The sequence below is a fragment of the Martelella mediterranea genome, assembly GCF_004342225.1.
GTDB classification, from domain to species: Bacteria; Pseudomonadota; Alphaproteobacteria; order Rhizobiales; family Rhizobiaceae; genus Martelella; species Martelella mediterranea_B.
This window is the reverse complement of record NZ_SMAR01000014.1, coordinates 37,121-59,744: the sequence shown is the minus strand read 5'-3', so window position 1 is coordinate 59,744 and position 22,624 is coordinate 37,121. Positions and strand designations below refer to the sequence as shown.

20 protein-coding genes are annotated in these 22,624 nt (G+C 55.7%); 18 read left to right on the top strand and 2 right to left on the bottom strand.

Features of this window, described 5'->3' with window-relative positions:
- Positions 1-14: 14 nt before the first annotated feature.
- The 6 genes from argH to EDC90_RS10725 all read left to right on the top strand — a co-directional run bounded on the left by argH (position 15) and on the right by EDC90_RS10725 (position 7,165).
- Entirely contained in the window at positions 15-1,421 is a 1,407-nt protein-coding gene (gene argH / locus EDC90_RS10750; protein ID WP_132311388.1) for an argininosuccinate lyase, read from the top strand.
- A gap of 110 nt (positions 1,422-1,531) precedes the next feature.
- Positions 1,532-1,807, top strand: a complete 276-nt coding sequence (lptM, locus tag EDC90_RS10745; RefSeq protein ID WP_132311386.1) for an LPS translocon maturation chaperone LptM — start codon at positions 1,532-1,534, stop codon at positions 1,805-1,807.
- A 9-nt stretch (positions 1,808-1,816) separates the two neighbouring features.
- Positions 1,817-3,082, top strand: coding sequence for a diaminopimelate decarboxylase (gene lysA, locus EDC90_RS10740; protein WP_132311384.1), 1,266 nt, complete (start codon positions 1,817-1,819; stop codon positions 3,080-3,082).
- 253 nt (positions 3,083-3,335) lie between these two features.
- Entirely contained in the window at positions 3,336-5,882 is a 2,547-nt protein-coding gene (locus EDC90_RS10735; protein WP_245511025.1) for a TIGR02302 family protein, read from the top strand.
- Between the two features lie 94 nt (positions 5,883-5,976).
- Positions 5,977-6,732 (top strand): SDR family NAD(P)-dependent oxidoreductase, encoded by a 756-nt coding sequence (locus tag EDC90_RS10730; protein ID WP_132311382.1) that lies wholly within the window; start codon positions 5,977-5,979, stop codon positions 6,730-6,732.
- Positions 6,733-6,949: 217 nt separating this feature from the next.
- Positions 6,950-7,165 (top strand): hypothetical protein, encoded by a 216-nt coding sequence (locus EDC90_RS10725; RefSeq protein ID WP_132311380.1) that lies wholly within the window; start codon positions 6,950-6,952, stop codon positions 7,163-7,165.
- Between the two features lie 170 nt (positions 7,166-7,335).
- Here EDC90_RS10725 and EDC90_RS10720 read toward each other — a convergent pair whose 3' ends face one another.
- On the bottom strand, positions 7,336-8,334 hold the full coding sequence (locus EDC90_RS10720; RefSeq protein WP_132311378.1) for a LacI family DNA-binding transcriptional regulator: 999 nt from the start codon (positions 8,332-8,334) through the stop codon (positions 7,336-7,338).
- Positions 8,335-8,638: 304 nt separating this feature from the next.
- Between EDC90_RS10720 and EDC90_RS10715 the strand changes: the two genes are divergently transcribed.
- The 8 genes from EDC90_RS10715 to EDC90_RS10680 all read left to right on the top strand — a co-directional run bounded on the left by EDC90_RS10715 (position 8,639) and on the right by EDC90_RS10680 (position 17,461).
- Positions 8,639-9,928 carry an ABC transporter substrate-binding protein gene (locus EDC90_RS10715; protein ID WP_132311376.1) on the top strand — a complete coding sequence of 430 codons (1,290 nt, stop codon included), beginning with the start codon at positions 8,639-8,641 and terminating at the stop codon, positions 9,926-9,928.
- 149 nt (positions 9,929-10,077) lie between these two features.
- Entirely contained in the window at positions 10,078-10,959 is an 882-nt protein-coding gene (locus tag EDC90_RS10710) for a carbohydrate ABC transporter permease (RefSeq protein ID WP_132311374.1), read from the top strand.
- A gap of 11 nt (positions 10,960-10,970) precedes the next feature.
- The gene (locus tag EDC90_RS10705) at positions 10,971-11,810 is read left to right on the top strand and encodes a carbohydrate ABC transporter permease (RefSeq protein WP_132311372.1); all 840 of its coding nucleotides are present in this window, start codon (positions 10,971-10,973) and stop codon (positions 11,808-11,810) included.
- A gap of 125 nt (positions 11,811-11,935) precedes the next feature.
- Entirely contained in the window at positions 11,936-13,030 is a 1,095-nt protein-coding gene (locus EDC90_RS10700) for an ABC transporter ATP-binding protein (protein WP_132311370.1), read from the top strand.
- Between the two features lie 73 nt (positions 13,031-13,103).
- Positions 13,104-15,044: a heparinase II/III domain-containing protein gene (locus EDC90_RS10695; protein ID WP_165972805.1), complete on the top strand. Its 1,941-nt coding sequence runs from the start codon at positions 13,104-13,106 to the stop codon at positions 15,042-15,044.
- A gap of 35 nt (positions 15,045-15,079) precedes the next feature.
- Complete coding sequence (locus EDC90_RS10690; protein ID WP_132311366.1) at positions 15,080-15,409, top strand: cupin domain-containing protein; 330 nt, start codon at positions 15,080-15,082, stop codon at positions 15,407-15,409.
- 156 nt (positions 15,410-15,565) lie between these two features.
- Positions 15,566-16,387 (top strand): hypothetical protein, encoded by an 822-nt coding sequence (locus EDC90_RS10685; RefSeq protein WP_132311364.1) that lies wholly within the window; start codon positions 15,566-15,568, stop codon positions 16,385-16,387.
- Between the two features lie 84 nt (positions 16,388-16,471).
- Positions 16,472-17,461: a Gfo/Idh/MocA family protein gene (locus tag EDC90_RS10680; protein WP_132311362.1), complete on the top strand. Its 990-nt coding sequence runs from the start codon at positions 16,472-16,474 to the stop codon at positions 17,459-17,461.
- A 114-nt stretch (positions 17,462-17,575) separates the two neighbouring features.
- On the opposite strand, the gene kdgR is transcribed toward EDC90_RS10680, so the two are convergent.
- Positions 17,576-18,373: a DNA-binding transcriptional regulator KdgR gene (gene kdgR / locus EDC90_RS10675; protein ID WP_132311360.1), complete on the bottom strand. Its 798-nt coding sequence runs from the start codon at positions 18,371-18,373 to the stop codon at positions 17,576-17,578.
- 209 nt (positions 18,374-18,582) lie between these two features.
- Here kdgR and EDC90_RS10670 point away from each other — a divergent pair, with 209 nt between their 5' ends.
- Genes EDC90_RS10670 through EDC90_RS10655 form a run of 4 tightly spaced genes read left to right on the top strand, consistent with a single transcriptional unit; the run spans position 18,583 to position 22,547 of the window.
- Entirely contained in the window at positions 18,583-19,701 is a 1,119-nt protein-coding gene (locus EDC90_RS10670) for a glycoside hydrolase family 88/105 protein (protein WP_132311358.1), read from the top strand.
- 52 nt (positions 19,702-19,753) lie between these two features.
- Positions 19,754-20,731: a TRAP transporter substrate-binding protein gene (locus EDC90_RS10665; RefSeq protein WP_132311356.1), complete on the top strand. Its 978-nt coding sequence runs from the start codon at positions 19,754-19,756 to the stop codon at positions 20,729-20,731.
- A gap of 3 nt (positions 20,732-20,734) precedes the next feature.
- Entirely contained in the window at positions 20,735-21,247 is a 513-nt protein-coding gene (locus EDC90_RS10660; RefSeq protein ID WP_132311354.1) for a TRAP transporter small permease, read from the top strand.
- Between the two features lies 1 nt (position 21,248).
- A complete protein-coding gene (locus tag EDC90_RS10655; protein ID WP_132311352.1) occupies positions 21,249-22,547 on the top strand; it encodes a TRAP transporter large permease in 1,299 nt (432 codons plus the stop codon).
- The last annotated feature ends 77 nt before the right edge of the window (positions 22,548-22,624 follow it).

The following is a 22,624-nucleotide window of genomic DNA, read 5'->3' as shown; positions in this document are numbered from 1 at the left end:
CAGATGGGCTTCTCATGGCTGACGGCAATTCCGACAACAAATCCTCAAATGCAATGTGGGGCGGACGCTTCGCCTCCGGTCCCGACGCAATCATGGAGGAAATAAATGCCTCCATCGATTTCGACAAGACGCTCTACAACGAGGACATTGACGGATCCATCGCGCATGCCACCATGCTTGCCGCGAAGGGTATCATTTCGGAAGAGGATAAAGCTTCAATTCTTGACGGGCTGAACACAATTCGCCGTGAAATTGAGGGCGGCACCTTCACCTTTTCCCGCCGGCTGGAAGATATTCACATGAATATCGAATCGCGGTTACGCGAACTGATCGGACCGGCTGCCGGTCGTTTGCATACCGCACGTTCACGCAACGATCAGGTCGCCCTTGATTTTCGTCTGTGGGTCAAAAAAGAGCTTCAGAAAACGGACGTGGCACTCACCGGTCTGATTTCTGTCTTTCTCACCCGAGCCGAAGAACACGCCGATACGGTCATGCCCGGCTTTACACATCTGCAGACGGCTCAGCCGGTCACGTTCGGTCATCACTGCATGGCCTATGTCGAGATGTTTGGCCGGGATCGAAAGCGCGTGCGTCATGCGATTGAGCATCTGGATGAAAGTCCAATCGGCGCCGCGGCACTGGCTGGTACCGGTTTCGCCATCGATCGTCATATGACCGCAGAAGCACTTGGTTTTTCCGGTGGGCCGACACGCAACTCTATCGATACGGTCTCGGACCGGGATTTTGCTCTGGAGTTCCTGTCGCTGGCTTCGATCTGCGCGACACATCTTTCGCGGCTGGCGGAGGAGATCGTGATCTGGTCGACGCCGCAGTTTAATTTCGTGCGCCTGTCCGACAGTTTCTCCACCGGCTCTTCCATCATGCCGCAGAAGAAAAATCCGGATGCTGCCGAACTGGTGCGGGCCAAGACGGGACGTATCAATGGCGCCCTGATTGCGCTTTTGACGGTGATGAAAGGCCTGCCGCTTGCCTATTCAAAGGATATGCAGGAAGACAAGGAACAGGTGTTTGATGCGGCGAAAAACCTTGATCTTGCCATCGCAGCGATGACGGGCATGGTTGGTGACCTCACGGTCAACACGGCTTCGATGAAGGCGGCTGCAGGAACGGGCTTTTCAACGGCAACGGATCTGGCTGACTGGCTGGTGCGCGAAGCCGGACTTCCTTTCCGCGATGCACATCATGCAACCGGCCATGCTGTGGCATTGGCTGAAAAGAAAGGCTGTGATCTTGCCGATCTTTCGCTGGAGGAATTCCAGTCGATCAATCCGGCGATCACCAACGGGATTTTTGATGTTCTGACGGTCGAGGCATCTGTGGCCAGCCGCAAGAGTTTTGGCGGAACATCGCCGGATGGTGTGCGCCAGCAGATCGCGTGGTGGCGTGAACAGATTTAAATCCCTGGCGGATAAGGGTGCACAAGTGCTTGCTGATCCGCTATTCAGGTGCCAATGATCAATCACCAGTCCCGCTTTTGGGGCTGAAACCTTTTTTGACAGGGCAGGGCATGCGAAAAATTACGATTGCCACAGCAGCATTGTTCATGAGCGCGCTGGCGCTTTCATCCTGTGGACGCAAAGGCCCTCTCGAAGTGCCGCCTGCCAATCCGCAAACGCAAGCCGTTGCGGCAGAAAAGCAGAATGCGACGGCTTCGCAGCCCGATATTCAGATAGCGCCGAATGACAAGCCGGTGGTCTTTGACGGCTCGGGTGATATGATCAATACCGGACCGACAGCCTCCTCGGATGGTAATCAGTTCTTCCTCGACCGTTTGCTCGACTAGGTAACCCTCTTGAACCATTTTCAGTATTCAGATGGCGTCCTGTTCGCCGAAGGTGTGTCTATCCCCGCAATCGCAAGCGCGGTCGGAACACCGTTCTACGTCTACTCAACGGCAACATTTACGCGTCACTTCAAGGTGTTCGCCGAGGCTTTCAGTGGCGATGACGCTCTGGTTTGCTATGCGGTGAAAGCCAATTCCAATCAGGCCATCCTGACTATGCTGGCAAAGCTTGGTGCCGGTATGGATGTGGTTTCTGAAGGTGAACTGCGCCGTGCGCTCGCCGCTGGTGTTCCTGCGGAAAAGATCGTGTTCTCCGGCGTTGGCAAAACCGTTCGCGAGATCGATTTTGCGCTGGATGCCGGGATCTACTGCTTCAATGTCGAATCTGAACCGGAGCTGGAGGTTCTCAATGCACGCGCTTTGGTCAAGGGCGTGCAGGCTCCGGTTTCTTTCCGCATTAATCCGGATGTGGATGCCAGGACACACGCAAAGATCTCGACTGGAAAAAAGGAAAACAAGTTCGGGATTTCCTTTGAGCGCGCGCATGACGTTTATGCCCATGCCGCCAGGCTGCCGGGTATCCGGGTTTCCGGCATTGATATGCATATCGGCAGTCAGATCACCGATCTCGCACCGTTTCGCGATGCCTTCCGGCTGATGCGTAAGCTCGTGGAGGAGCTGCGCGCTGAAGGCCATGAGATCGACCATGTCGATGTTGGCGGTGGCCTTGGTATTCCCTATCATTTTGATAATGATCCGCCGCCGGAGCCGACGGCCTATGCCGCTGTGATTCGCGAAGAGCTTGCAGGCCTTGACTGCAGGATCGTGGCAGAACCCGGACGCATGGTTGCGGGAAATGCGGGTATTTTTGTTACAGAAGTCATCTACGTGAAGGATGCTGAAAACAAGAGCTTCGTGATTGTTGATGGCGCGATGAATGATCTGATCCGGCCAACACTTTACGAGGCGTTTCATGATATCCGTCCCGTGGTGGCAAAGCCCGGCGCAGACCATATGAAAGCCGATGTCGTCGGTCCGGTTTGCGAGACCGGAGATTATCTGGCGCTGGATCGCGATATGTCCCGGCCAGAGGCTGGAGATCTGCTCGCAGTTTCAACGGCGGGGGCTTACGGTGCTGTGCAGGCCGGGACCTACAATACGCGCCTTCTGGTGCCCGAAGTTCTTGTCGATGGTGATCATTTCCATGTCATCCGTCCGCGCGGTTCGTATGAGGAGCTGATCGGACTGGACAGCGTTCCCGACTGGCTTTCCTGAGCCGTTCTTCAGAGCGGCAGGCGAAAAAGTGGAAACCGGTTTTTTGCTGGTCCGACGCGCCGCTCTCCAAGTTTTGAAGCTGGAATGGCCTGCAATCATGTTCTGGCTCCTCGCTCTGGACACAATGCATGTTATGGTTTCTCCTGAACGGGCGGCACTTGAACCTGAAAATGGTAATGCATTTTTCTTTAAGGCCGTGCCCAAGAGGTGGCTCAGGATAAGACCGGTTTAACCGGTGGACCAGCAGGGATTGATGGCTGATCGCAAGAAAGCAGGAAATCGGAGCCCGGATGCGGCGATGATGCGACGGATCGCACGCAAGCGCGGTATTGTTCAGCTCAACCTCTTTCTTGAGGCGTTGCTGCCGCGTCTTCTCTGGCCAGCCTGCATCGCGGCTCTGTTTCTGTCGTTGTCATGGTTGGGTGTTTTTTACGTTCTGCCATTTGTCCTTCGGGGTGCGCTCGGTATCCTTCTGGCGATTTCCTTTGCTGTCAGCCTTCATCCATTGCGGCACGTGCGGTTGCCGTCCCGCGCCGCTGCCGAGCGACGGCTGGAGACGCTGAATGCGCTTGAGCATCAGGCCATTGGTGTGCGGTATGACAGGCCGGCTGGAAACGGTCCTGAAGCGATGGCGCTCTGGCGCGCGCATCAGCGTCGTATGGCCGCAAAGGTGCGTCATCTCGATAGCGGTAACCCCTTTCCGGACTTCTCCTCGGTCGATCCCTATGGTCTGAGAGCGGTGCCGGTGCTGCTTCTGTTTGTTGCTTTCCTTTATGCCGGTGCAAGCGGATCAGGTCGGCTGGCAGATGTGTTTATCCCGCCGGAAGATGATGGCGATACTGCGCTTGCCTTGCGGTTTGATGCGTGGATTTCACCCCCTGCTTATACCGGAAAGGCGCCGGTTTATCTGAAGCGGGAAATGGCTGAACCTGTTCGCGATATTCCTCAGGGTTCAGTCGTGACAGTGCGTCTTTCCGGTCGAGGTGCCGATGGTGATATTCGCTATCAGAATGATGACGGCAGTGCACTCGAGCCTGACATGCTGACCAGTGGCGAAATGGCCAGAAGCGCGGAGTTCACTCTGGACCAGAGCGGCGTTCTGTCGGCTGCCGATGAAAGCTGGACGATCACAGTCGCCGTGGATAAAGCGCCGACGATTGCCTTTAAAGGTACGCCAAAGGCTGCCGCAAATGGCGCGCTTGAACTGCAGTATACGGTTGATGACGACTATGGTGTTACTGAGGCCCGTGCCGAAATCAGACCGGCGGGAGCGATAGACCCTGAAGCTGAGCCGGTTTATCCGATGCCATCTTTTCCGCTGAACCTGCCGGTGCGTTCCAGCGACGACAATTCGGCAATGACCAGCCAGAACCTGACTGAGCATCCGTTATCCGGCACTCCGGTTACGATCACCCTTTATGCCGAAGATGCAGCCGGTCACGAAAGCCAGAGTGAACCGCTGGAAATGGTGATGCCGTCGCGGTCATTCTTCAATCTGCTGGCAGGGGCTGTTGCAGAGCAGCGTCAGATTTTCGCGCTCGACGCCCGTAATATGCCAAAGGCCATTGATTACAGCCGGGCCATCACTCTGAGGCCTGCTGAAACCATCGCTGATCCAACGCGGTTCCTTCTCATCAAAACAGCACAGACCCGGATGATGCTGGCTGATGATCAGGAAAGCTACCGCGATACTGCGGATTATATGTGGGATATCGCGACCGGCATCGAAGGCGGTGCGCTTTCAGATGCCGAGCGTCGTTTGCGGGAGGCGCAGGACGCTCTCAGCCGTGCCCTGGAAGAAGGCGCCAGTGACGCAGAGATTGCCCGGCTGATGCAGGAACTGCGCGAAGCCATGCAGCAATATATGTCTGAAATGGCCGCACAGATGCAGGATATGCCCAGAAATATGTCCGAAAATGCAGAGACCCTGCGCCAGCACGATCTGGACAATATGCTGAATCAGCTGGAAAATCTCGCGCGCTCAGGAGATCGTGCGGCCGCTCAGCAGCTTTTGTCAGAGCTTCAGCGCATGATGAATAATATTCAGCCGCCATCCTCGTTTGCGCAAAACCAGAGCGGACAACAGAATTCTGAAATGCGCCAGCAGGTGGATAAGTTGGGCGAACTCATTCAGGAACAGCAGCGCCTGATGAATGAGACCTTTGAATATGACCAGCAATTACGTGACCGCGAGCAGTGGGGAGACCCAATACCGCAGGAAGGTGAGAACCAGCAGTCAGATCAAGGCGGTGATAAGGCCCCGCGGGATATGACGGCGGAGGAGTTGCGGGATGCTCTGAAGCAGTTGCAGGATCGTCAGCAGTCGTTGTCAGACGAACTAAAGCAGCTTCAGCAAAAGCTTTCCGAACTTGGAATGCCACCTGCCGAAGGCTTCGGCAAGGCCGGAGAGGCCATGGATGGCGCTGCAGATTCTCTTGGAGAAGGCGAAGGTTCTGCCGCCGTCGATGGTCAGGGGCAGGCGCTGGAAGCCTTAAGGCAGGGCGCTCAGCAGATGATGAACAGCCTCATGGCCCAAGAAGGTCAGGGGCAGGGCCAGGGGCGTGGTCCCAATGGTCAGATGGGCTGGGGCAATCAGGCCGGACGTGATCCACTGGGGCGCAATCCCGGGTCAGACGGTCTCGATTTCGGTGAGAATGTCGATATACCCGATGACATCACCGTTCAGCGCGCGAGAGAGATTCTCGATGCCATCCGCGAGCGCCTCAACCAGGGAGCGGCGCCGTTGCCTGAAGAAAAACCATATCTTGAACGCCTGCTGGATCCGCAGTCACAGAATTGATTTTTATCTTAATCTTACAATCCGGACACTGCATTCCCATCTCATTTACAGGGAAAGAATAAGCCTTTCCCTGTAAATGAGATGGAGGATTTCCATGGCCAAACGATTTGAGAACAAGACGATCATCGTCACCGGTGGAGCATCAGGCATTGGTGCTGCCTGCGCGCACCTTCTGGCAAAAGAAGGCGCGAATGTCGTTGTCGCCGATCTTAATCAAAAACATGCCGACAAGACTGTCGCCGAGATCAGTCAGGCTGGCGGAAATGCCGCAGCGTTTGCGGTTGATGTCGGTGATCCGAAAGCGGTTGAGTCCATGGTTCAGTTTGCCATTGATAGGTTTGGAGGCCTTTACGGCGCGGTCAACAATGCCGGGATTGGTGGACCGGCACTGCCAATCGGCGATTATGAGATCGAGGACTGGCACAAAGTGCTCAACGTCGATCTGCATTCAGTGTTTTACTGCATGAAATATGAACTGGCCGCGATGGAAAAATTCGGCGGAGGCTCGATTGTGAACATGTCGTCGATTCTGGGGACGAACGGGTTCTCTACCGCACCGGCTTATGTCGCCTCGAAGCATGCCGTGATCGGCATGACGAAATCAGCGGCTCTGGAATATTCCAAACGCGGTATTCGTATCAACGCTGTCGGGCCGGGCTTCATCCGGACACCGCTTCTCGACGAGAATATGGAACAGGACGACATTGACGCGCTGGCCGAACTGCATCCGGTCGGGCGACTCGGTAAGCCGGAAGAAGTTGCAGCCCTGACAGCCTTTCTCCTTGCAGAAGAATCGTCCTTTGTGACCGGCAGCTATCACCTTGTCGATGGCGCTTATAGCGCTCAGTAAGATAAATCGCGAACCTCTGCCAGCGGGGGCAGAGGTTCAGGTCGCAACGCGGCTCTGGCCCTGACTGTGCTCAGGTGGGTTCTGTACAGTTCTTGATGTGCGTCAACTTGTAGCGGGGTGTCAGCTTGATCGTGTGAAGCCAAAAGCATAGTGATCTGCTCAGGTTTATAGTCAGTTTCACGCATGAAACCGCCCGCCTGAGGCGGAACTCCTCTCATTGGATCGCGTGAACAACAGCAAGCAACGAGAAAAAAACATGAACTGGGTTCCTGTAGTCCTCGGCCTTTTCAAGCTTGGCGTGATAGGCACGACCATCTTCTTCGCGATCAAATCGCACCGCGATGGTGAGAAGGAGCAAAAACAAAAGGCCAGTGCTGGCCCGCAATATGTACCTTCCGAGCCAACCGCCGTTGGTGCTCCAAAGCCGGAATAGGGGGGCCCAGTCTCTCCGGTCTGTCTTTTCCGGGGTTATCGGCTGAGGCTTCCAGATATGCCAAAAAGTCGATTTGCTGGAGTTCTCAACATATCGGATGCGGTGTGCTCTCCCGTTTCTTTTCTGATCGCGTTGTTGCAATCCCTTAAGGACTCTTTTTCTGAACGTGTCTACACCGGAATTCGCTGTGTCGACTCGCGGATGATCAGGGCGGGTTCCAGCGTCAGGTTTTCCGGCTGTGGCTTGTTTTCGATCATCGCCATAATCTGTTTCATCACGACTTCGCCCGTCGCCTGGCTGCAGACGTCGACGGTAGTAAGCGGCGGAGCGACATAACGGCTTGTCGGAATGTTATCGATGCCAGCGAAAGCTACGTCTTCTGGCACTTTGAAACCGAGTGAGCGCGCTTCGCTCATCAGGCCGATTGCGACGAGATCGTTGCATCCGATAATGACATCAGGCCGGTCCGGGCGCAGCAATGCGCGGGCCGCCGCCCGTTCTCCGGCCTCGCTGGTCGGTTCGTCGACGTCAAAAACCTGAAGCGCGAGACCCGCCGGTTCGAGGACGTCGCGCAGTCCGCGAAGGCGCTCGATATTCCATGATGCCCTTGAATAGCCGACATAGCCGAACTTTCTGAAGCCCTGCCGTACCAGATATTGCGCCAGAAGGGAGGCGACCTGAACGCTGTCAGTGCCGACTGTCAGCACATCTTCCCCTTCGGGTTGGCCGAGAAAGGCCACCGGCTTGTCGAGGTTTGCCAGCCACTTGACGACATCCGGCGGAATCCGGGCGCTGACGATCAGGCCGTCTGTGCGCGGAGAAAGGGCCTCAAGCAGCGGCCGGGCTGCGGCAATGCTTTCTTCCATGTCGACGACAAGAAGATTGTAACCGTTTTCCAGTGCGACACGGTTTGCGCCTTTGACCACGTTGGCGTAGTGCGGATTGGCAATATCCATGACGGCAAGGCCGATGGCTGTTGTCCGGCCTGTCACCATTGAGCGCGCCATTGGATTTTGACTGTAACCCAGATCGGCGATCGCGCTGCGAAGCTTGTCTTCCACGGCCTGAGAGAATGACTGCTGCCTGTTCACATATTTGGAAACGGTTGCAATAGATACGCCTGCCTTTTCGGCAACATCGCGTATCGTGGATCTTCTTTGGCGACTCATGAAGGGTAAACGCTTTCCTTAAATTTTTCTTTCCTCTGGAGATTGGGCGTCTTTTTGAGTCTTTCAGAGCATCGGAACGCCCCGTAATACCCTGTTATGGCACTATCTCAGGCGGATATCGTCCGTCTTATATCATTTTGCATCATTGGTATCACGCGAAAATTTTAGTTAAACGTTTTCTTGATCTGCTAAAAAATCTGTGCGTATAGTTCCTACGTGCTCAACAGAGCAGACCTGCCGTGGGTGTGCATCAGGCCATATCCGGGAGGCGTGCAGGGATATGATAACTTTGAGGAGGTTTCCCATGAGGAAGACAGGAGCGTTCGCAGCTCTCGTGCTGGCAGGCACATCACTCGCTTCGACGGCTTATTCGGCCGATACACTGGAAGTCTGGATGCGTTATGGTGATGCCGAGCGGCCAACGATTGAGCGGATTATTGAAGGATTTACGTCTGAAACGGGCATCGATGTCGATCTGTTTCTGGCCAATATCGATTTTGAAACGCGGCTTGCCCGCGCTGCTGCAGGCGGAAGCCTTCCCGATCTGATTATCAACGACGCTACGTCGATGGGACAGCTTCAGGATATGGGGATCGTCAAGCAGATCGACCGTGAGTCGATTGCCGGCGGCGACCAGCTTTATGATGTTGCCTGGAACAGCGTTCATGCGCCCGATGGAAACTATTATGGTGTTCCGACGTCAGCGCAGGCGTTTGCGGTTTTCATCCGCAAGGACTGGCGCGAAAACCTTGGCTATGACGTGCCGGAAAACTGGGAAGAGCTATACAATCTGGCAAAGGCCTTCACCGAAGAAGATCCAGATGGCAACGGCGCCGATGATACCTATGGCTACATCATGCCGCTTTCCAGTACACGCGGTTATGCTTCGTGGTTCATGTCCGATCTGATCTGGCAGGCCGGTGGGCAATTTCTCGAGCCCAAGGGCGACGGCTATGTGTCATCCATGGCAACGCCGCAAGTTGAGGAAGCCGTCAGCTTTGCCCGCAAGATGATCTGCGAGGGCTATGCGCAGCCCGCGGCGATCACCTCGACCACCGGTGATGCCACGCCTGTGTTTTCCTCCGGTCAGGCGGGTATCTATCGCTCCGGTCCTTATCATATTGCCGCGTTCGTGCGTGAGCCCGGCCGTGACAAGTTTGAGGTCGTGCCGCCGCCGGCTGGACCTGCCGGTCAGGCAGAGCTAGCCGAAGGAGAGGCCGCCTTCATGATGGTCACAACGGATCACGAGGACGAAGCCAAGCAGTTCATCGAATACCTGATCTCCGAAAAGGGACAGGAAACAGGTATGGCTGCCGGAACCGGCGACAACGCCATCGTTCGTCTTTCGGTCAACAAGAACGTCGATGCCAAGGAGATTCAGCCTGATCCGGCATGGGGTACCTATGCCGATCTCTATGCGACTTCCGCTCGCTATTTCCCGAGCGTTCCGAACTGGAAGCCGATCCGGCAGGCCGCTGCCGATGGTCTCAATCAGGTGCTTTCAAGCTGTGATTCCGATATCATGGCCGGACTCGAAAGCACGGATGAGGTCATTAACGCAGAACTCGACCTCCAGGGTGTGCTCGCCAGGTAAGGTCTGCCTCAATGGTCTGGCGCCGTGCCGTTGCCTCCCCCGGCGGTGCGGCGCCAGACAACCGGCCAGAGACCGGCTGAACTCTTCACCGTTAAAGTTTTGCAATTTTCAGGTGCCGGAGCGTTCTTCGGCGTCACGCGGAGGAGCATATGCGGCTTCATTCCAAAAATCTCAGGTGGATCATTCCCTGGCTGTTTCTGGCCCCGGCTTTGATCGTCTTCACATGGTTCAAGTTCGTCCCCATCGTCAGGGGGCTGATCATGAGCTTTTACAAGGTGAAGTTCATCGGCGACGATCAGTGGGTCGGGCTTGCCAATTTTGAACGTGCTTTTTCTGACAGCGCGCTGCATGCGGCCACGCTCAATACCCTCATTTACGTCGTTGTAACAACGCTGGCAGGCGGCGTGCTCGCCTTCGCCGTTGCAATGGCGCTGGAAGGCCAGGCCCGGCATATCCGGCTGATCCGCACTGCAATCTTTTTTCCCGCCGTGACATCGATCGCCGTTCTCGCCGAAATCTGGCGCATTCTTTTCTATCCCGGCACTACGGGCGTTGTGAACCAGATGCTTGGTGTGTTCGGCGTTGCCCCGCAGGGCTTCATGTCGGATCCCGATCAGGCGCTTTTCATCGTCATATTGCTGCAGATCTGGAAGAACGTGCCATACAATATGGTGATCTTCATTGCCGGTCTCGCGGGCATCAACCGAGAGCTTTACGACGCTGCCGATGTCGATGGCGCAAGCCCGCTCCGCAAGCTCTGGCATGTCACGATCCCCGGTCTCGTTCCCGCGTTTTCTGTCGTGATCATGTTGTCTCTCATTCGCGGTTTCCGCGTCTTCACCGAGATTTACACGACAACCGGCGGCGGCCCCGCTGGCGCAACCGAGGTGATCATGACCAGCATCTTTAAAACCGGTTTCGAGCGCTTCGATTATGGTTATGCATCTGCGGTTTCCTTCCTGCTGTTCGCCTTCACCGTGTGCCTGACGGTTGTGCATGTCACCGTGAAGAACCGCATCGACCGGACGTGAGGACAAGACCGATGAAAATGACAATCCCGCAACGCATTGCCCGTGGTCTGGTTTACGCTCTGTTGCTGATCGTGTTCTGCGGTCCTTTCTGGGGCATTGTGGCCACTGCGTTCACGAAGAATACGGTTCAGCCCGGGCAATTGGTGCTCTGGCCAAGCCAGCCGACGCTTGATCACTTCATCTATGCCTGGAAGGAAGTGAAGGTCTGGATCTATCTTTTCAACTCCCTGTTCGTGGTCCTGATTGCCACAGCACTGCAGACCATCGTCAGTGCCCTGGCGGCCTATGCGTTGGCCCGCAAGAAGTTTCGCGGTGCCGCCATCGTCAGCCTGGCGATCCTTTCCACGATGATGCTGCCCGATGAGGTGATCGCGATCCCGCTTTACCTGATCCTGCATGCCAAACTGCCGGTTCTGCATACGTCCATCTACAATACCTACGCGGCCATGATCCTGCCGGTTGTCGGCTGGGCGTTCTCGGTCTTCCTTCTGACGGAGTTCATGAAGGCGATCCCGCGCGATCTTGAGGATGCCGCACGTGTCGATGGCGCCAATGAGCTTCAGATTTTCTGGCGTGTGGTTCTGCCGCTTGTCAAACCGGCGCTCGGCACGGCAACCATCTTCGGGTTCCTGATGATCTGGGACCAGTATCTTCTGCCGCTGATCGCGGTTGACGATCGCAATCTCTACACGATGCCCGTCGTTTTGCGCTCGCTGCGCGTCGACGAGATCATGCAGCAGAATATCTTCATCGCCGTCACGGTTATCGCCACGGTGCCCTGCATCGTCGTTTACCTCCTGCTTCAGAAACAGTTCAACCGCGGTCTCATGTCCGGCGCGGTCAAGGGCTAGCGCATCGGCCCGAAAATCGTAATCGATTTTCGGAAAGCACGATGCGTAGATTCAACAGGTTAGAGCGTCCTTTGTGCGTCCGAATGGACGCACGGCGCTCTAAGCGAAAGGTTCAGGTGAGAAAAATGGGTTCAGTAAGCCTTCATAATGTCAACAAGTCCTTCGGCGCAGTCGACGTGATCCATGATGTGTCGCTTGATATCGAAGACGGTGAGTTCTGCGTTCTGATCGGGCCTTCCGGGTCGGGGAAATCGACGCTGTTGCGGATTATCGCCGGTCTGGAGGAAGTCTCCAGCGGCGCGGTCTCGATTGACGATAAAGATGTGACCGATCTTCCGCCCAAGCAGCGCGACATCGCGATGGTTTTTCAGACCTATGCGCTCTATCCGCAGATGACCGTTGCCGAGAATATGGGCTTTGCCCTGAAACTGGCGGGCATGCCAAAGGCTCAGATCGCCGAAAAGGTTCGTGATACGGCACGCATGCTTGAGCTCGAACCGCTGCTTCAGCGCCTGCCGAAAGCGCTTTCCGGCGGCCAGCGTCAGCGCGTTTCCATGGGGCGCGCCATCGTTCGCGATCCGTCGGTTTTCCTGTTCGATGAGCCGCTGTCAAATCTCGACGCAAAACTGCGGGTTCAGGTGCGTGGTGAAATCGCCGACCTGCATCGCCGCCTGGGCACGACCTCCGTTTATGTGACGCACGACCAGGTGGAGGCCATGACGCTCGGTCAGAAGATCGTCGTGCTGCGCGATGGCAGGATCGAGCAGGCGGGACCGCCGCTGACACTGTACGAGGATCCGGTCAACACCTTCGTTGCCAGCTTTCTCGGTACACCCTCGATCAACCTTGTCGAGGCGCATGTGGAAGGCGGTCATGGCGAGGCGTCGGCCCGGCTTGTTGACGGAACCCTGCTTTCGCTTGGATCGGGTCATGATTGCCGCGACGGGCAGGCTATTCTGTACGGCATCCGCCCGGAACATGTCGGCATTGTCGAAGGGCACCGCGAGGGCGGTATTTCCGCCACCATTCATGCGGTCGAAAACACCGGCTCGGATATGGTGATCGTCTCGGATACGGGCGGCTACCGCCTTACGGCGGCCTTCAAGGAGCAGCGTCCGCTGGAGGCGGGGCAGGCCGTCACGATCATCCCCGACCTCTCCAAGGTCCGGGTCTTCGATGCCGAAAGCGGAAAACGGATCCGCCGCCGCGAAGACAGCTGAAACTCAAGACATATCGAAAATGACCAGCCGGCCGCTATACGGTCACCGGCCTGTGCCCGAACGGGAAATTGAAATGTTCAAAGATGCGATGAAAATAGAGCGGCTCCTTGATGGACTGCAAAAAAACAAAGACTGGAAACCGTTTCCCGGTATCGAGGTGCGCGACCGGTGGGCGGACGTGGCGGAAGATCCGGCTTTGAAAATGCCGGTTGCGGCCATCATCGCTGTTGCCGACCGGCTTCTGGATGAAGAGATCGATCCGCTGACCGGCACGATGTACATGAATTTCATGACCAATGGCGACCGGACCTTTTACGAGGAAAGCTATTTTCGCCGGCGCTACGAACTCTCGCACCTCGTTATCGCGGAATGCCTGACGGCCAGGGGCAAATATCTTCCGAAGATCATCGACTATCTCTGGGAAATTCTCGGAGAGGTGAGCTGGTGCGTGCCGGCGCATAATTTTGCCGGCCAGCACGATATGGTGATGTTCAAGCGGGCCAATCCCTGGAAAGAGGATGACCCCCTGCCGGTGCCGGGCGACGATTATCTCGATCTGTTCGCCTGTGAAACGGCTGCAACGCTGGCCGAGACATGCTATCTTCTCAGGCATACCCTGCTTGAAACGGTGCCGTCGCTCTATCACCGCATTCACAGCGAAATCGACCGGCGCGCACTGCAACTGCTTGAGGGACCCAAGCTTTATGGCTGGTATCTCGGGCGCAACAACTGGACGGCGTGGTGTTCGCATAATCTTCTGCTGGCCGCCTGCTATACGGTGGAAGACGAACAGCGGCTCGTCAGTCTTGCGCTGAAACTCATGGTGCCCATGCAGCGCTTCTTCGACACGATCGAGCCGTCGGGCGCCTGTATCGAGGGGCCCGGCTACTGGGTTGTGAGCGCAGGGCGTCTTGCAGGGTTTGTCAGCCTCGTCGAAGAGCGTTTTGGCGTGAGCCTGAACGCGGCGGACAATGAGAAATTCCGCAATTTCGGGCAGCATATCCTGCCGCTCAATATCGGCGGCAATCTGTTCGTCAATTTTGCCGATGGCGGTCTGATGCTGGACCTCGACCAGGGGCTTTTGAGCCGCTATGCCGGCCTGATCGGGTCGGAGCAGCTTGCAAGTCTCGTCAGCGAGGATATCGACCGGCTGGCGGCGCGCAAGCTTGCCAATCCGGGCAGGGCGCGCGGGCGCAATGACTATGCCCGACAGTTTCTCGTGCATCTGACCCGGCTTTTGTTCTGGACGCCTGAAAACCGGAATGCCGTGCCGCGGACTTGCGACAAAAGTGTCTGGCTTGCCGATATGCAGATGATGATCGCGCGCTCGGATGAGCGACCGGGAACGGGTCTGATGCTGAGCGCAATCGCCGGCAGCAATGATCCGGAGGTCAACCATCACTCCCATAACGACGTCGGGCATTTCAGCGTCTATCTCGATGGCAAGCCGATGATCATCGATCTCGGACAGGGAGCCTATTCGCGCGCGACCTTTACCGAAACGCGCTACGACATGTGGCACATCAGTTCGAAGGGTCACAATGTTCCGAGCGTCAATGAACTGCTGCAATATGCAGGGGCGGGCGCTGCCGCGCGCGATGTCGATTATCGTCATGACGGCGCTTCGAGTGTTCTCAGCCTAGACGCCGGACCGGCCTATTTCAGCGAACCGGGCTCTCGACGCATTCAGCGCAGGATCACGTTCAGCCACGCGGCCGCCGAAATCCGGGTTGACGACGAAATAACGCTCGGCGAACCGCTGAGGCGCTTCATGCTGCCGCTGCATGTCTCCGATCGCAAGATCACCGTTCAGGAGGACGGATCATGCCGGATTGCCGGTGAAAACCGAACGCTCGTCATTACGCCGGAAAATCTGCGTGTCGCTGATGTGGAAGCGGTTGAAATCACCGATCCGCGCCATCTGGACGTCTGGGGCGGGCGCATCTTCCGCATTTGCCTTGCGCCCGCCGATCTCGCCACGCCCCGTTTCGGACTGACGATGCACGTTGAATGACGGATGGTTCGCATCCCGTCGAGAGGAGGAAGAAGATGTTTGTTTACAGCGATGACGTCCAGGTTGACGATCTGGGCGACGGCGTGAGCCGGAAAATCCTTGCCTACAGCGAGAACGGCATGTCGGTCGAAGTTTCCTTCGAGGAAGGCGCCATCGGGCCGCTTCACCACCATTATCACGAGCAGTTCACCTATGTGCTGTCAGGTGAATTCGAGTTCACGATCGGCGATGAAACCAAAATCGTAAAGGCCGGTGACCTGCTCTACAAGGCGCCCGATGTTCCGCATGGCTGCCGCTGCCTGAAGGAGGGCAAATTGCTCGATACCTTCGTGCCCATGCGGGAAGACTTCATCAAGCAGGCCTGAGGGCGTTTAACCCGGATATTCGAAGACTTTACGGCGTCACGTTTATACCCACCGATGAAGCATTTCGATGCGCAAAACCGTTTCTTTCAATCAGAACTGGACCCTCAGCCCCGGCTTCGATCCGGCGTCCGCCGGGCTTTTCAGGAGGGGCAGGCTGTGGCGCTGCCGCACAACGCTGTCGATCTGCCGTTTTCCTATCTCGATGAAAAATCCTACTGGAAAGCCTTTACCTATCAGAAGCGTTTCACAGCAGACCCTTTATGGGAAGGACAGGACGTTTCACTGATCTTCGATGGCGTGATGGATATGTACCGGGAGCCGAAATTTGCGGCCTATGTCTATGCCAGCCAGTGCGACCCGGAAGAGGATGTCGTCCTGAAGCCTGTGACCTACTGGACCCGCGGTGAACGCAATCACGGCGGCGTTCTGCCACTGATCATTCTGACCAACTGCGACGAAATCGAACTCGACTTCGACGGCTTCCCGCCCCGGCGCTTCCACCCGGATCGCGCGGCCTATCCGAACCTGCCGCATGCGCCTGTGATCATTCGCCGCGAAGATTATCCGGGCCCGGAATTCGGGCACTGGGGCATGGGCTGGCAGAATGTAGCTTTCACCGGCTACATCGATGGCAAAGCTATGAAAACCGTGCGCTATGTGGCCGATCCGCTGCCGCAGACGCTTTCTGTCACGCCGGACAGCGAGCGGATTGCCAATGGCGGCTTTGTGCGGGTGATGATCCGGGTTCTGGATCAGGTCGGGAACACATTGCCATTTCTTTTCGAGCCGGTATCTGTTGGCGTTGAAGGGCCTGCCAGGCTCGCCGGACCTTCGCTGTTCTCACTCAAGGGCGGGGTTGCCGGCTTCTGGTTGGTTGCTACGGGCGAGGGCAAAGTTTCGGTGACTGTGTCTGCTGATGCGCTGGGAGAAACCAGTATTTCACTTGAGGCGGTAGCGGTGAGCGTTTCATCCGTTTAAGGTTCGGCCCGAAATTAGGATGATGGAGTATCAGGTCTTGTTCTTTAAAACCTGATGCCCTGAGGAACATGGTGGAGAGTTTTTATGGCAGAAACACTGGGCTGGGGCATTATGGCCACGGGATTGATCGCAGAACTTTTTACAAAGGATCTGAAGGCGTCCGGCCTCAAGGTTCGCGCGGTCGGTTCTCGGTCGATTGAAAAGGCGAAAGCCTTTGCCGGTCGGTTCGATATCGAAAATGCTCATGGAAGCTATGAAGCGCTGGTCGCAGACCCTTCTGTCGATATCATCTATGTTGCGACCCCACATCCTCAACACGCCCCCTGCGTGCGGATGGCGCTTGAGGCGGGAAAACACGTTCTCGTCGAAAAACCGTTCACGCTGAACGCCAGAGAGGCCGAAGACATTGCCGCTCTCGCTCAGGATAAAGGACTTGTGCTGCTGGAAGCAATGTGGGCGCGCTTTTTGCCGCATATGAGGCGCATCCATGAGATTATCACGGCAGGAACGCTGGGGGAGTTGCGTTCGGTGCAGGCTGAACACCGGCAGTTCCTTCCTCAGGATCCATCGCACAGGCTCAACGCGCCTGATCTTGGTGGTGGTGCGCTTCTTGATCTGGGGATTTACCCGGTTTCATTTGCGTTCGATATTCTGGGTGCCCCGATATCGGCCTCAGCCGCCGCGCGGTTTACCGGAACAGGCGTTGACGCAGAAATCGCCGTGACGATGAAACATGGTGGCGATGCCATTTCGACAAGCGTTTCGGCGCTGGATTGTGCCGGTCAGAATGCTGCGGTGATTTATGGTTCGAAAGCGCGGATCGAGATGGCGCCGGTCTGGTATACAGCCACGGCATTCACCGTAGTCGATTATGACGGTAAGGCTCTGGAGACGTTTGACAGGCCGGTCGATGGTCGCGGCATGCAGTTTCAGGCCTTCGCTATGGAAGAGCTGGTGCAGTCCGGCAATCTGGAGACGCCCTTGATGTCGCTGAAGCAGTCCGTGTCTATCATGCATACGCTTGATGCGCTGCGCGCTCAGATCGGTCTTGTGTATCCCAGCGAAAACGAGTGACGGTGCTTTCCGCCTGTTGGCAAAACCGTCCGCTTGACGTGTCCGAAAGTCCGGGCAGGGCCGGTGCAATGCCTTCCTGCCGGATGTTCCGGGTGCCTTGTGCTCTTCTCCGATTCAGGAGCTGGTGTCTTCCAGATAACCGAAAGCCTGAGAAGCCTGGTGTGTCGCCGTCATCAGGACGTTCAGATAGTCATCTTTCTTGCTTTCGTCGAAACGCATCAAAGGGAATGAGACAGAAATTGCCGCGATTGATCGGCCGGCCTGATTGAGAATGGGCGCGGCGAGACAGCGCACGCCGATTTCACTTTCTTCGATCTCTTCTGAATAGCCACGCGCTCGCGTTTTCTTCAGCTCCTCTCTGAAAGCATCCTTGTCCGTCATGGTGTTCGGAGCGGAAACTTCCATTTTCATCGCTGAGAGACGCTCTTCAATCTCATCATCATCCCGGAAGGCCAGCAAGGCCTTTCCAAGTGAGGTCGAGTGCAAAGGGTTTCGTTTGCCCAGTGTGGAATTCATCGACAGGCTGTAGGTCGAGTCATACTGATGAATATACACGACCCTCTGCTCCTGCCCGTCGAGCACGCCGAGGTTGATCGATTCACCGGTTGCCCGTGAAATCCGGTTCATGACCTTGTCTGCAATCCGCAGCAGGTCTGCATGTGCGTTCAGCGAATGAGCCGCCAGACTGAACAGGCGCAATGATAGCTCGTATCTTTCCGTCTCGGGGTTCTGTTCGACATAGCCCAGGTCGATCATCGTGTGCAGAAGCCGATGCGTGGTGCTCTTAGAGGTCATGGCGCGCTGCGCGATGTCGGCCAGGCCTGCCGTGCGGGATTCGGCCAGTGTTTCGAGCACCGAAAACACCTTCATGACAGCTGCAACATTTTCGGTTTTGGGTTTGGGCGTTGTCATTTTTTGTTCCGATTTTATTGGAATAGAATTCTGAAAAAAATGAAAATAATTGTCAATACATTTTATTATATGCCTTAAGCTTATGAAATTAGTGATTAATATCAAAGTGCCAAAATTCATAAAAAGGATTGCCATCGTGAGCTGAGTGTGTATTCTCATAAAAATGGAATTGAATTCCAAAAAAAATGGTTTGGGAGGCCAAGACGGGTATGGATCCATTATTGCGACAGAAAGAGCATTTCATTTCACGCGATGAAGTTTGCAGTCTGATCGACCGTCTGGCCGAAAATCTTGTCAGTATTGAAGATGAAACCGGTGAGTTCCTGCTCCGGCTTGACGATGGGCGTGTTATCGACACGAAAGGGTGGGCCGGATGGGAGTGGACCCATGGTATTGGCCTTTACGGCTTGCTGAAGTACTGGCAACTGACCGGCAACAGCCGTGCAATGGAGATTGTCGAGACGTGGTTCTCCGATCGCCTGCGCGAAGGCACGCCGACAAAAAACGTCAACACAGTGGCACCGTTTCTGACGCTGGCCTTTCTCTACGAGCGCAACCCGGATCCCGTCTGGCGGACATATCTTGAAGATTGGGCCGAGTGGGTGATGCATCGTATGCCGCGAACCGAGGAGGGCGGTATCCAACACATCGTCTACAATTCCGTCAATCATCAGCAAATGTGGGATGATACGCTGATGATGAGCGTTCTGCCGCTGGCAAAAATCGGGCTTATACTGAATCGTCCGGACTATGTTGAGGAGGCAAAATATCAGTTCCTCATACATATTCAGTATCTTTCTGACCGGAAGTCAGGTCTTTGGTACCACGGCTGGACCTTTGACGGAAATCACAACTTTGCCGAGGCCCTTTGGGCACGCGGCAATAGCTGGATTACGATTGCTATTCCTGAGTTTATCGACTTACTGCAATTGCCGGAAAGCGACCCGCTTTGCCGTCACCTGGTCTCTACACTCAGGAGGCAGGCTGCCAGCCTGCGCCAGTCTCAGGATGAAAGCGGGTTGTGGCACACCTTGCTCGATGATCCGCAAAGCTATCTTGAAGCATCCGCAACTGCCGGATTCGCATACGGATTGATGAAAGCTCATCGCATGCGCCTTCTTTCCGATGACTATCTGGAGACGGCAGAACGGGCAATGCGCGGCGTCGTTAACAATATCAGCGAAGACGGTGAGCTTTTGAACGTTTCCTTCGGTACCGCGATGGGAGGCGATCTCGATTTTTACAGGCAGATCAAGCTGACATCGATGCCATACGGACAGGCAATGGCGATGTTCTGCCTGTCAGAATACCTGCGTTCTTTTATCTGAGGAGAAAAGAGGAACGCAGACCAAGACTTCAATTCAAAACGGGAGGACGACGATGTTTAAATCAATCCTGGTTCTGAGTGCGACTGCACTTCTGGCCACAACGGCGCTGGCGGAGGCGCGAACTCTGCGCTTCGCCTATGCGAGCAACGCAACGCCAACCAAACAGGCCATGGCGGAGTTCGGCGAACTCCTGAGCGAAAAGACAGACGGCGAGTTGACTGTGCAGTTTTTCCCCGACAGTCAGTTGGGTGGCGAACGCGAACTGGTGGAAATGGTCCAGTCCGGCATGCTTGACATGACCAAGGTTTCAGGTGGGCTTATGGAGAGCTTCTCTCCGATTTATGGCGTGTTTTCGATGCCATATCTCTTCGATGACCAGGACCACTTCTACAAGGTCATGGATGACCCGGAAATCATGGAGCCGATCTATCAGTCGACCGCAGACACCGGCATGATCGGGCTGACATACTATGACAGCGGCGCTCGCAGTTTCTACACATCCGAAAAGCCAGTCGAAAGCGTTGCCGATCTTGAGGGCCTCAAGATCCGGGTTATGCAAAGCCCAACATCGATTGCCATGGTGGAGATGCTCGGTGGTTCACCGATCGCCATGGGACAGTCAGAGGTTTACACATCCATTCAGCAGGGTGTTCTGGACGGAGCGGAAAACAACGAATTCGCGCTTACAATTGCCCGACATGGCGAGGTTGCAAAGTATTATTCCTACGATATGCATACCCGTATCCCGGATATTATGCTGATTTCCAAGACGACCTTCGACAGTCTTTCAGAGGGTGAACAGAAGGCTGTTCTGGAGGCTGCCAGGGAATCGACCGCGTTTCAAAAGACGGCCTGGGGCGATGCAATCGCCGCGACGAAAAAAGAAGCCGAAGAAAACTTCGACGTTCAGTTCTTTTATCCCGACGTTTCGGAATTTCAGTCCGCTGTGCAGCCAATGTATGATGAACTGAAATCGGAACCGGAAAAATATGAAGTCTACGAACAAATCCGCGCAGTAGCAGGAGACTGACTGATGCGCGCATTGCGTCGCCTTCTTGACGCCGTTGTGGGAACGGCTTGCTGCGTCGTGCTTGCGACGATGGTGGCCGTTCTCGCCTGGCAGGTGTTCAGCCGTTATGTGCTGAACGCCCCATCCACATTCTCCGAGGAATTTCTGAGGTTCGGCGTTATCTGGATGTCTCTGCTTGGCGCTGCCTATTCCGCTGGAAAAGGCACACATATGGCGATTGATCTCGTAACGGAAATGGCTCATGGCAAGTCCCGCCTGATACTGCGGGCTCTCGTGCCAGCTTCTTTCATGATATTTTCCGTATTGGTGCTGATCGTCGGCGGTATGCGCGGCGTCGATATTGCCGCCGGACAACACTCTCCGGTGCTGCGCGTGCCAATGGCTCTGGTCTATGCCAGTCTTCCGGTATCTGGCGTTTTTATCTTTCTTTACAGTGTTTTGAACCTGATCGACGTTCTCTTCGGAGAGCGTGAGTTTCCCGATCAGGTTGAGAAAATAACAGCGGCAGGAGACTGAAATGGCCGGTCAAGCCAGTCTTGTGATGATATCGGTTTTTGCGGTTCTGGCACTTCTCGGCCTGCCGTTGGCCGTTTCAATTGTGGCCGCTGCGCTGGCGGCGGTGACACTGGTCGCGCCATTCGATATGGCGCTGTTTACATCTGCTCAGAAAATGCTGGCGAGTCTCGACACGTTCTCGCTGCTGGCTGTCCCGTTCTTTATTCTATCCGGTGTCATGATGAACTCGGGCGGCATCGCCGTTCGTCTGGTCAATTTCGCAAAGCTGATTTCCGGACGTATTCCCGGGTCGCTGGCTCAGACCAATATTGCCGGTAACATGCTGTTCGGTTGCATTTCCGGCTCCGCTATTGCGGCGTCAACCTCCATCGGCGGGGTGATGGTTCCTATGCAGGCCAAGGAAGGATATGATCGTGATCTTGCTGCCGCGGTCAATATTGCGTCCGCGCCGACCGGAATGCTTATACCGCCGACCACGGCTTTCATCATCTATTCGCTTGTCTCGGGCGGAACGTCGATTGCAGCGTTGTTTCTGGCAGGCGGTGTTGCCGGTCTTATATGGGGCGCTGGGCTCATCATCATGACCACCAGCATAGCGTGGCGACGTGGTTATCCCACGTCGGGCTGGATCGGTTTTCGCGCGGCGGCGGTCGTAACGATGGAAGCATTGCCAAGTCTGTTTCTGATCGTGCTCGTTATCGGCGGCATCATGTCCGGCATTTTCACAGCGGTGGAGGCCTCCGGTATCGCCGTGCTTTATACGATGCTGCTGACATTCGTCATTCATCGCACAAAGCCGCTGAGGGCGTTTCCGCAGTTTCTGCTCGAAACAGCTCAGATGACAGGAACCATTATGATGTTGCTGGCGGCATCGGCTGCGCTGTCTTTCGCGATGGCCTTTACCGGCATACCCGCTGCCGTAACATCGCTTATTCTGGGTATCTCCGACAGCCCGATTGTCATTATGCTGGTGATCAATCTGCTTCTTCTCGTGATCGGCTGTTTTATGGATATCGGGCCGGCAATCCTGATCTTTACGCCCATTCTTCTCCCGATTTTCGAAAAGCTCGGCGGCGATCCGGTGCATTTCGGGGTGATCCTGGTTTTCAACCTTGCCATTGGCACGATTACGCCGCCGGTGGGCACCGGGTTGTTTGTCGGCGCCAGTGTCGCGCAAGTCAAAGTCGAACGCTGTATCCGCGCCCTTGCTCCATTTTATGTTCTGCTGTTTGCGATGCTGCTGGTCGTAACGTTCTTTCCGGATCTGTTCCTCGCTCTGCCCCGGCACTTCGGACTCTAGCGCATCGGCTCGAAAATCGGGTCTGAGTTTCGGAAAGAACGATGCGCAGTTTAAATAAGTTAGAGCACCGTGCATCC

Bases quoted from the DNA above. Each gene is read 5' to 3' on its own strand.
- argH (WP_132311388.1), top strand. From the start codon at position 15: ATGGCTGACGGCAATTCCGACAACAAATCCTCAAATGCAATGTGGGGC.
- lptM (WP_132311386.1), top strand. From the start codon at position 1,532: ATGCGAAAAATTACGATTGCCACAGCAGCATTGTTCATGAGCGCGCTG.
- EDC90_RS10735 (WP_245511025.1), top strand. From the start codon at position 3,336: ATGGCTGATCGCAAGAAAGCAGGAAATCGGAGCCCGGATGCGGCGATG.
- EDC90_RS10730 (WP_132311382.1), top strand. From the start codon at position 5,977: ATGGCCAAACGATTTGAGAACAAGACGATCATCGTCACCGGTGGAGCA.
- EDC90_RS10720 (WP_132311378.1), bottom strand. From the start codon at position 8,334: ATGAGTCGCCAAAGAAGATCCACGATACGCGATGTTGCCGAAAAGGCA.
- EDC90_RS10715 (WP_132311376.1), top strand. From the start codon at position 8,639: ATGAGGAAGACAGGAGCGTTCGCAGCTCTCGTGCTGGCAGGCACATCA.
- EDC90_RS10710 (WP_132311374.1), top strand. From the start codon at position 10,078: ATGCGGCTTCATTCCAAAAATCTCAGGTGGATCATTCCCTGGCTGTTT.
- EDC90_RS10705 (WP_132311372.1), top strand. From the start codon at position 10,971: ATGAAAATGACAATCCCGCAACGCATTGCCCGTGGTCTGGTTTACGCT.
- EDC90_RS10700 (WP_132311370.1), top strand. From the start codon at position 11,936: ATGGGTTCAGTAAGCCTTCATAATGTCAACAAGTCCTTCGGCGCAGTC.
- EDC90_RS10695 (WP_165972805.1), top strand. From the start codon at position 13,104: ATGTTCAAAGATGCGATGAAAATAGAGCGGCTCCTTGATGGACTGCAA.
- EDC90_RS10690 (WP_132311366.1), top strand. From the start codon at position 15,080: ATGTTTGTTTACAGCGATGACGTCCAGGTTGACGATCTGGGCGACGGC.
- EDC90_RS10680 (WP_132311362.1), top strand. From the start codon at position 16,472: ATGGCAGAAACACTGGGCTGGGGCATTATGGCCACGGGATTGATCGCA.
- kdgR (WP_132311360.1), bottom strand. From the start codon at position 18,373: ATGACAACGCCCAAACCCAAAACCGAAAATGTTGCAGCTGTCATGAAG.
- EDC90_RS10670 (WP_132311358.1), top strand. From the start codon at position 18,583: ATGGATCCATTATTGCGACAGAAAGAGCATTTCATTTCACGCGATGAA.
- EDC90_RS10665 (WP_132311356.1), top strand. From the start codon at position 19,754: ATGTTTAAATCAATCCTGGTTCTGAGTGCGACTGCACTTCTGGCCACA.
- EDC90_RS10660 (WP_132311354.1), top strand. From the start codon at position 20,735: ATGCGCGCATTGCGTCGCCTTCTTGACGCCGTTGTGGGAACGGCTTGC.
- EDC90_RS10655 (WP_132311352.1), top strand. From the start codon at position 21,249: ATGGCCGGTCAAGCCAGTCTTGTGATGATATCGGTTTTTGCGGTTCTG.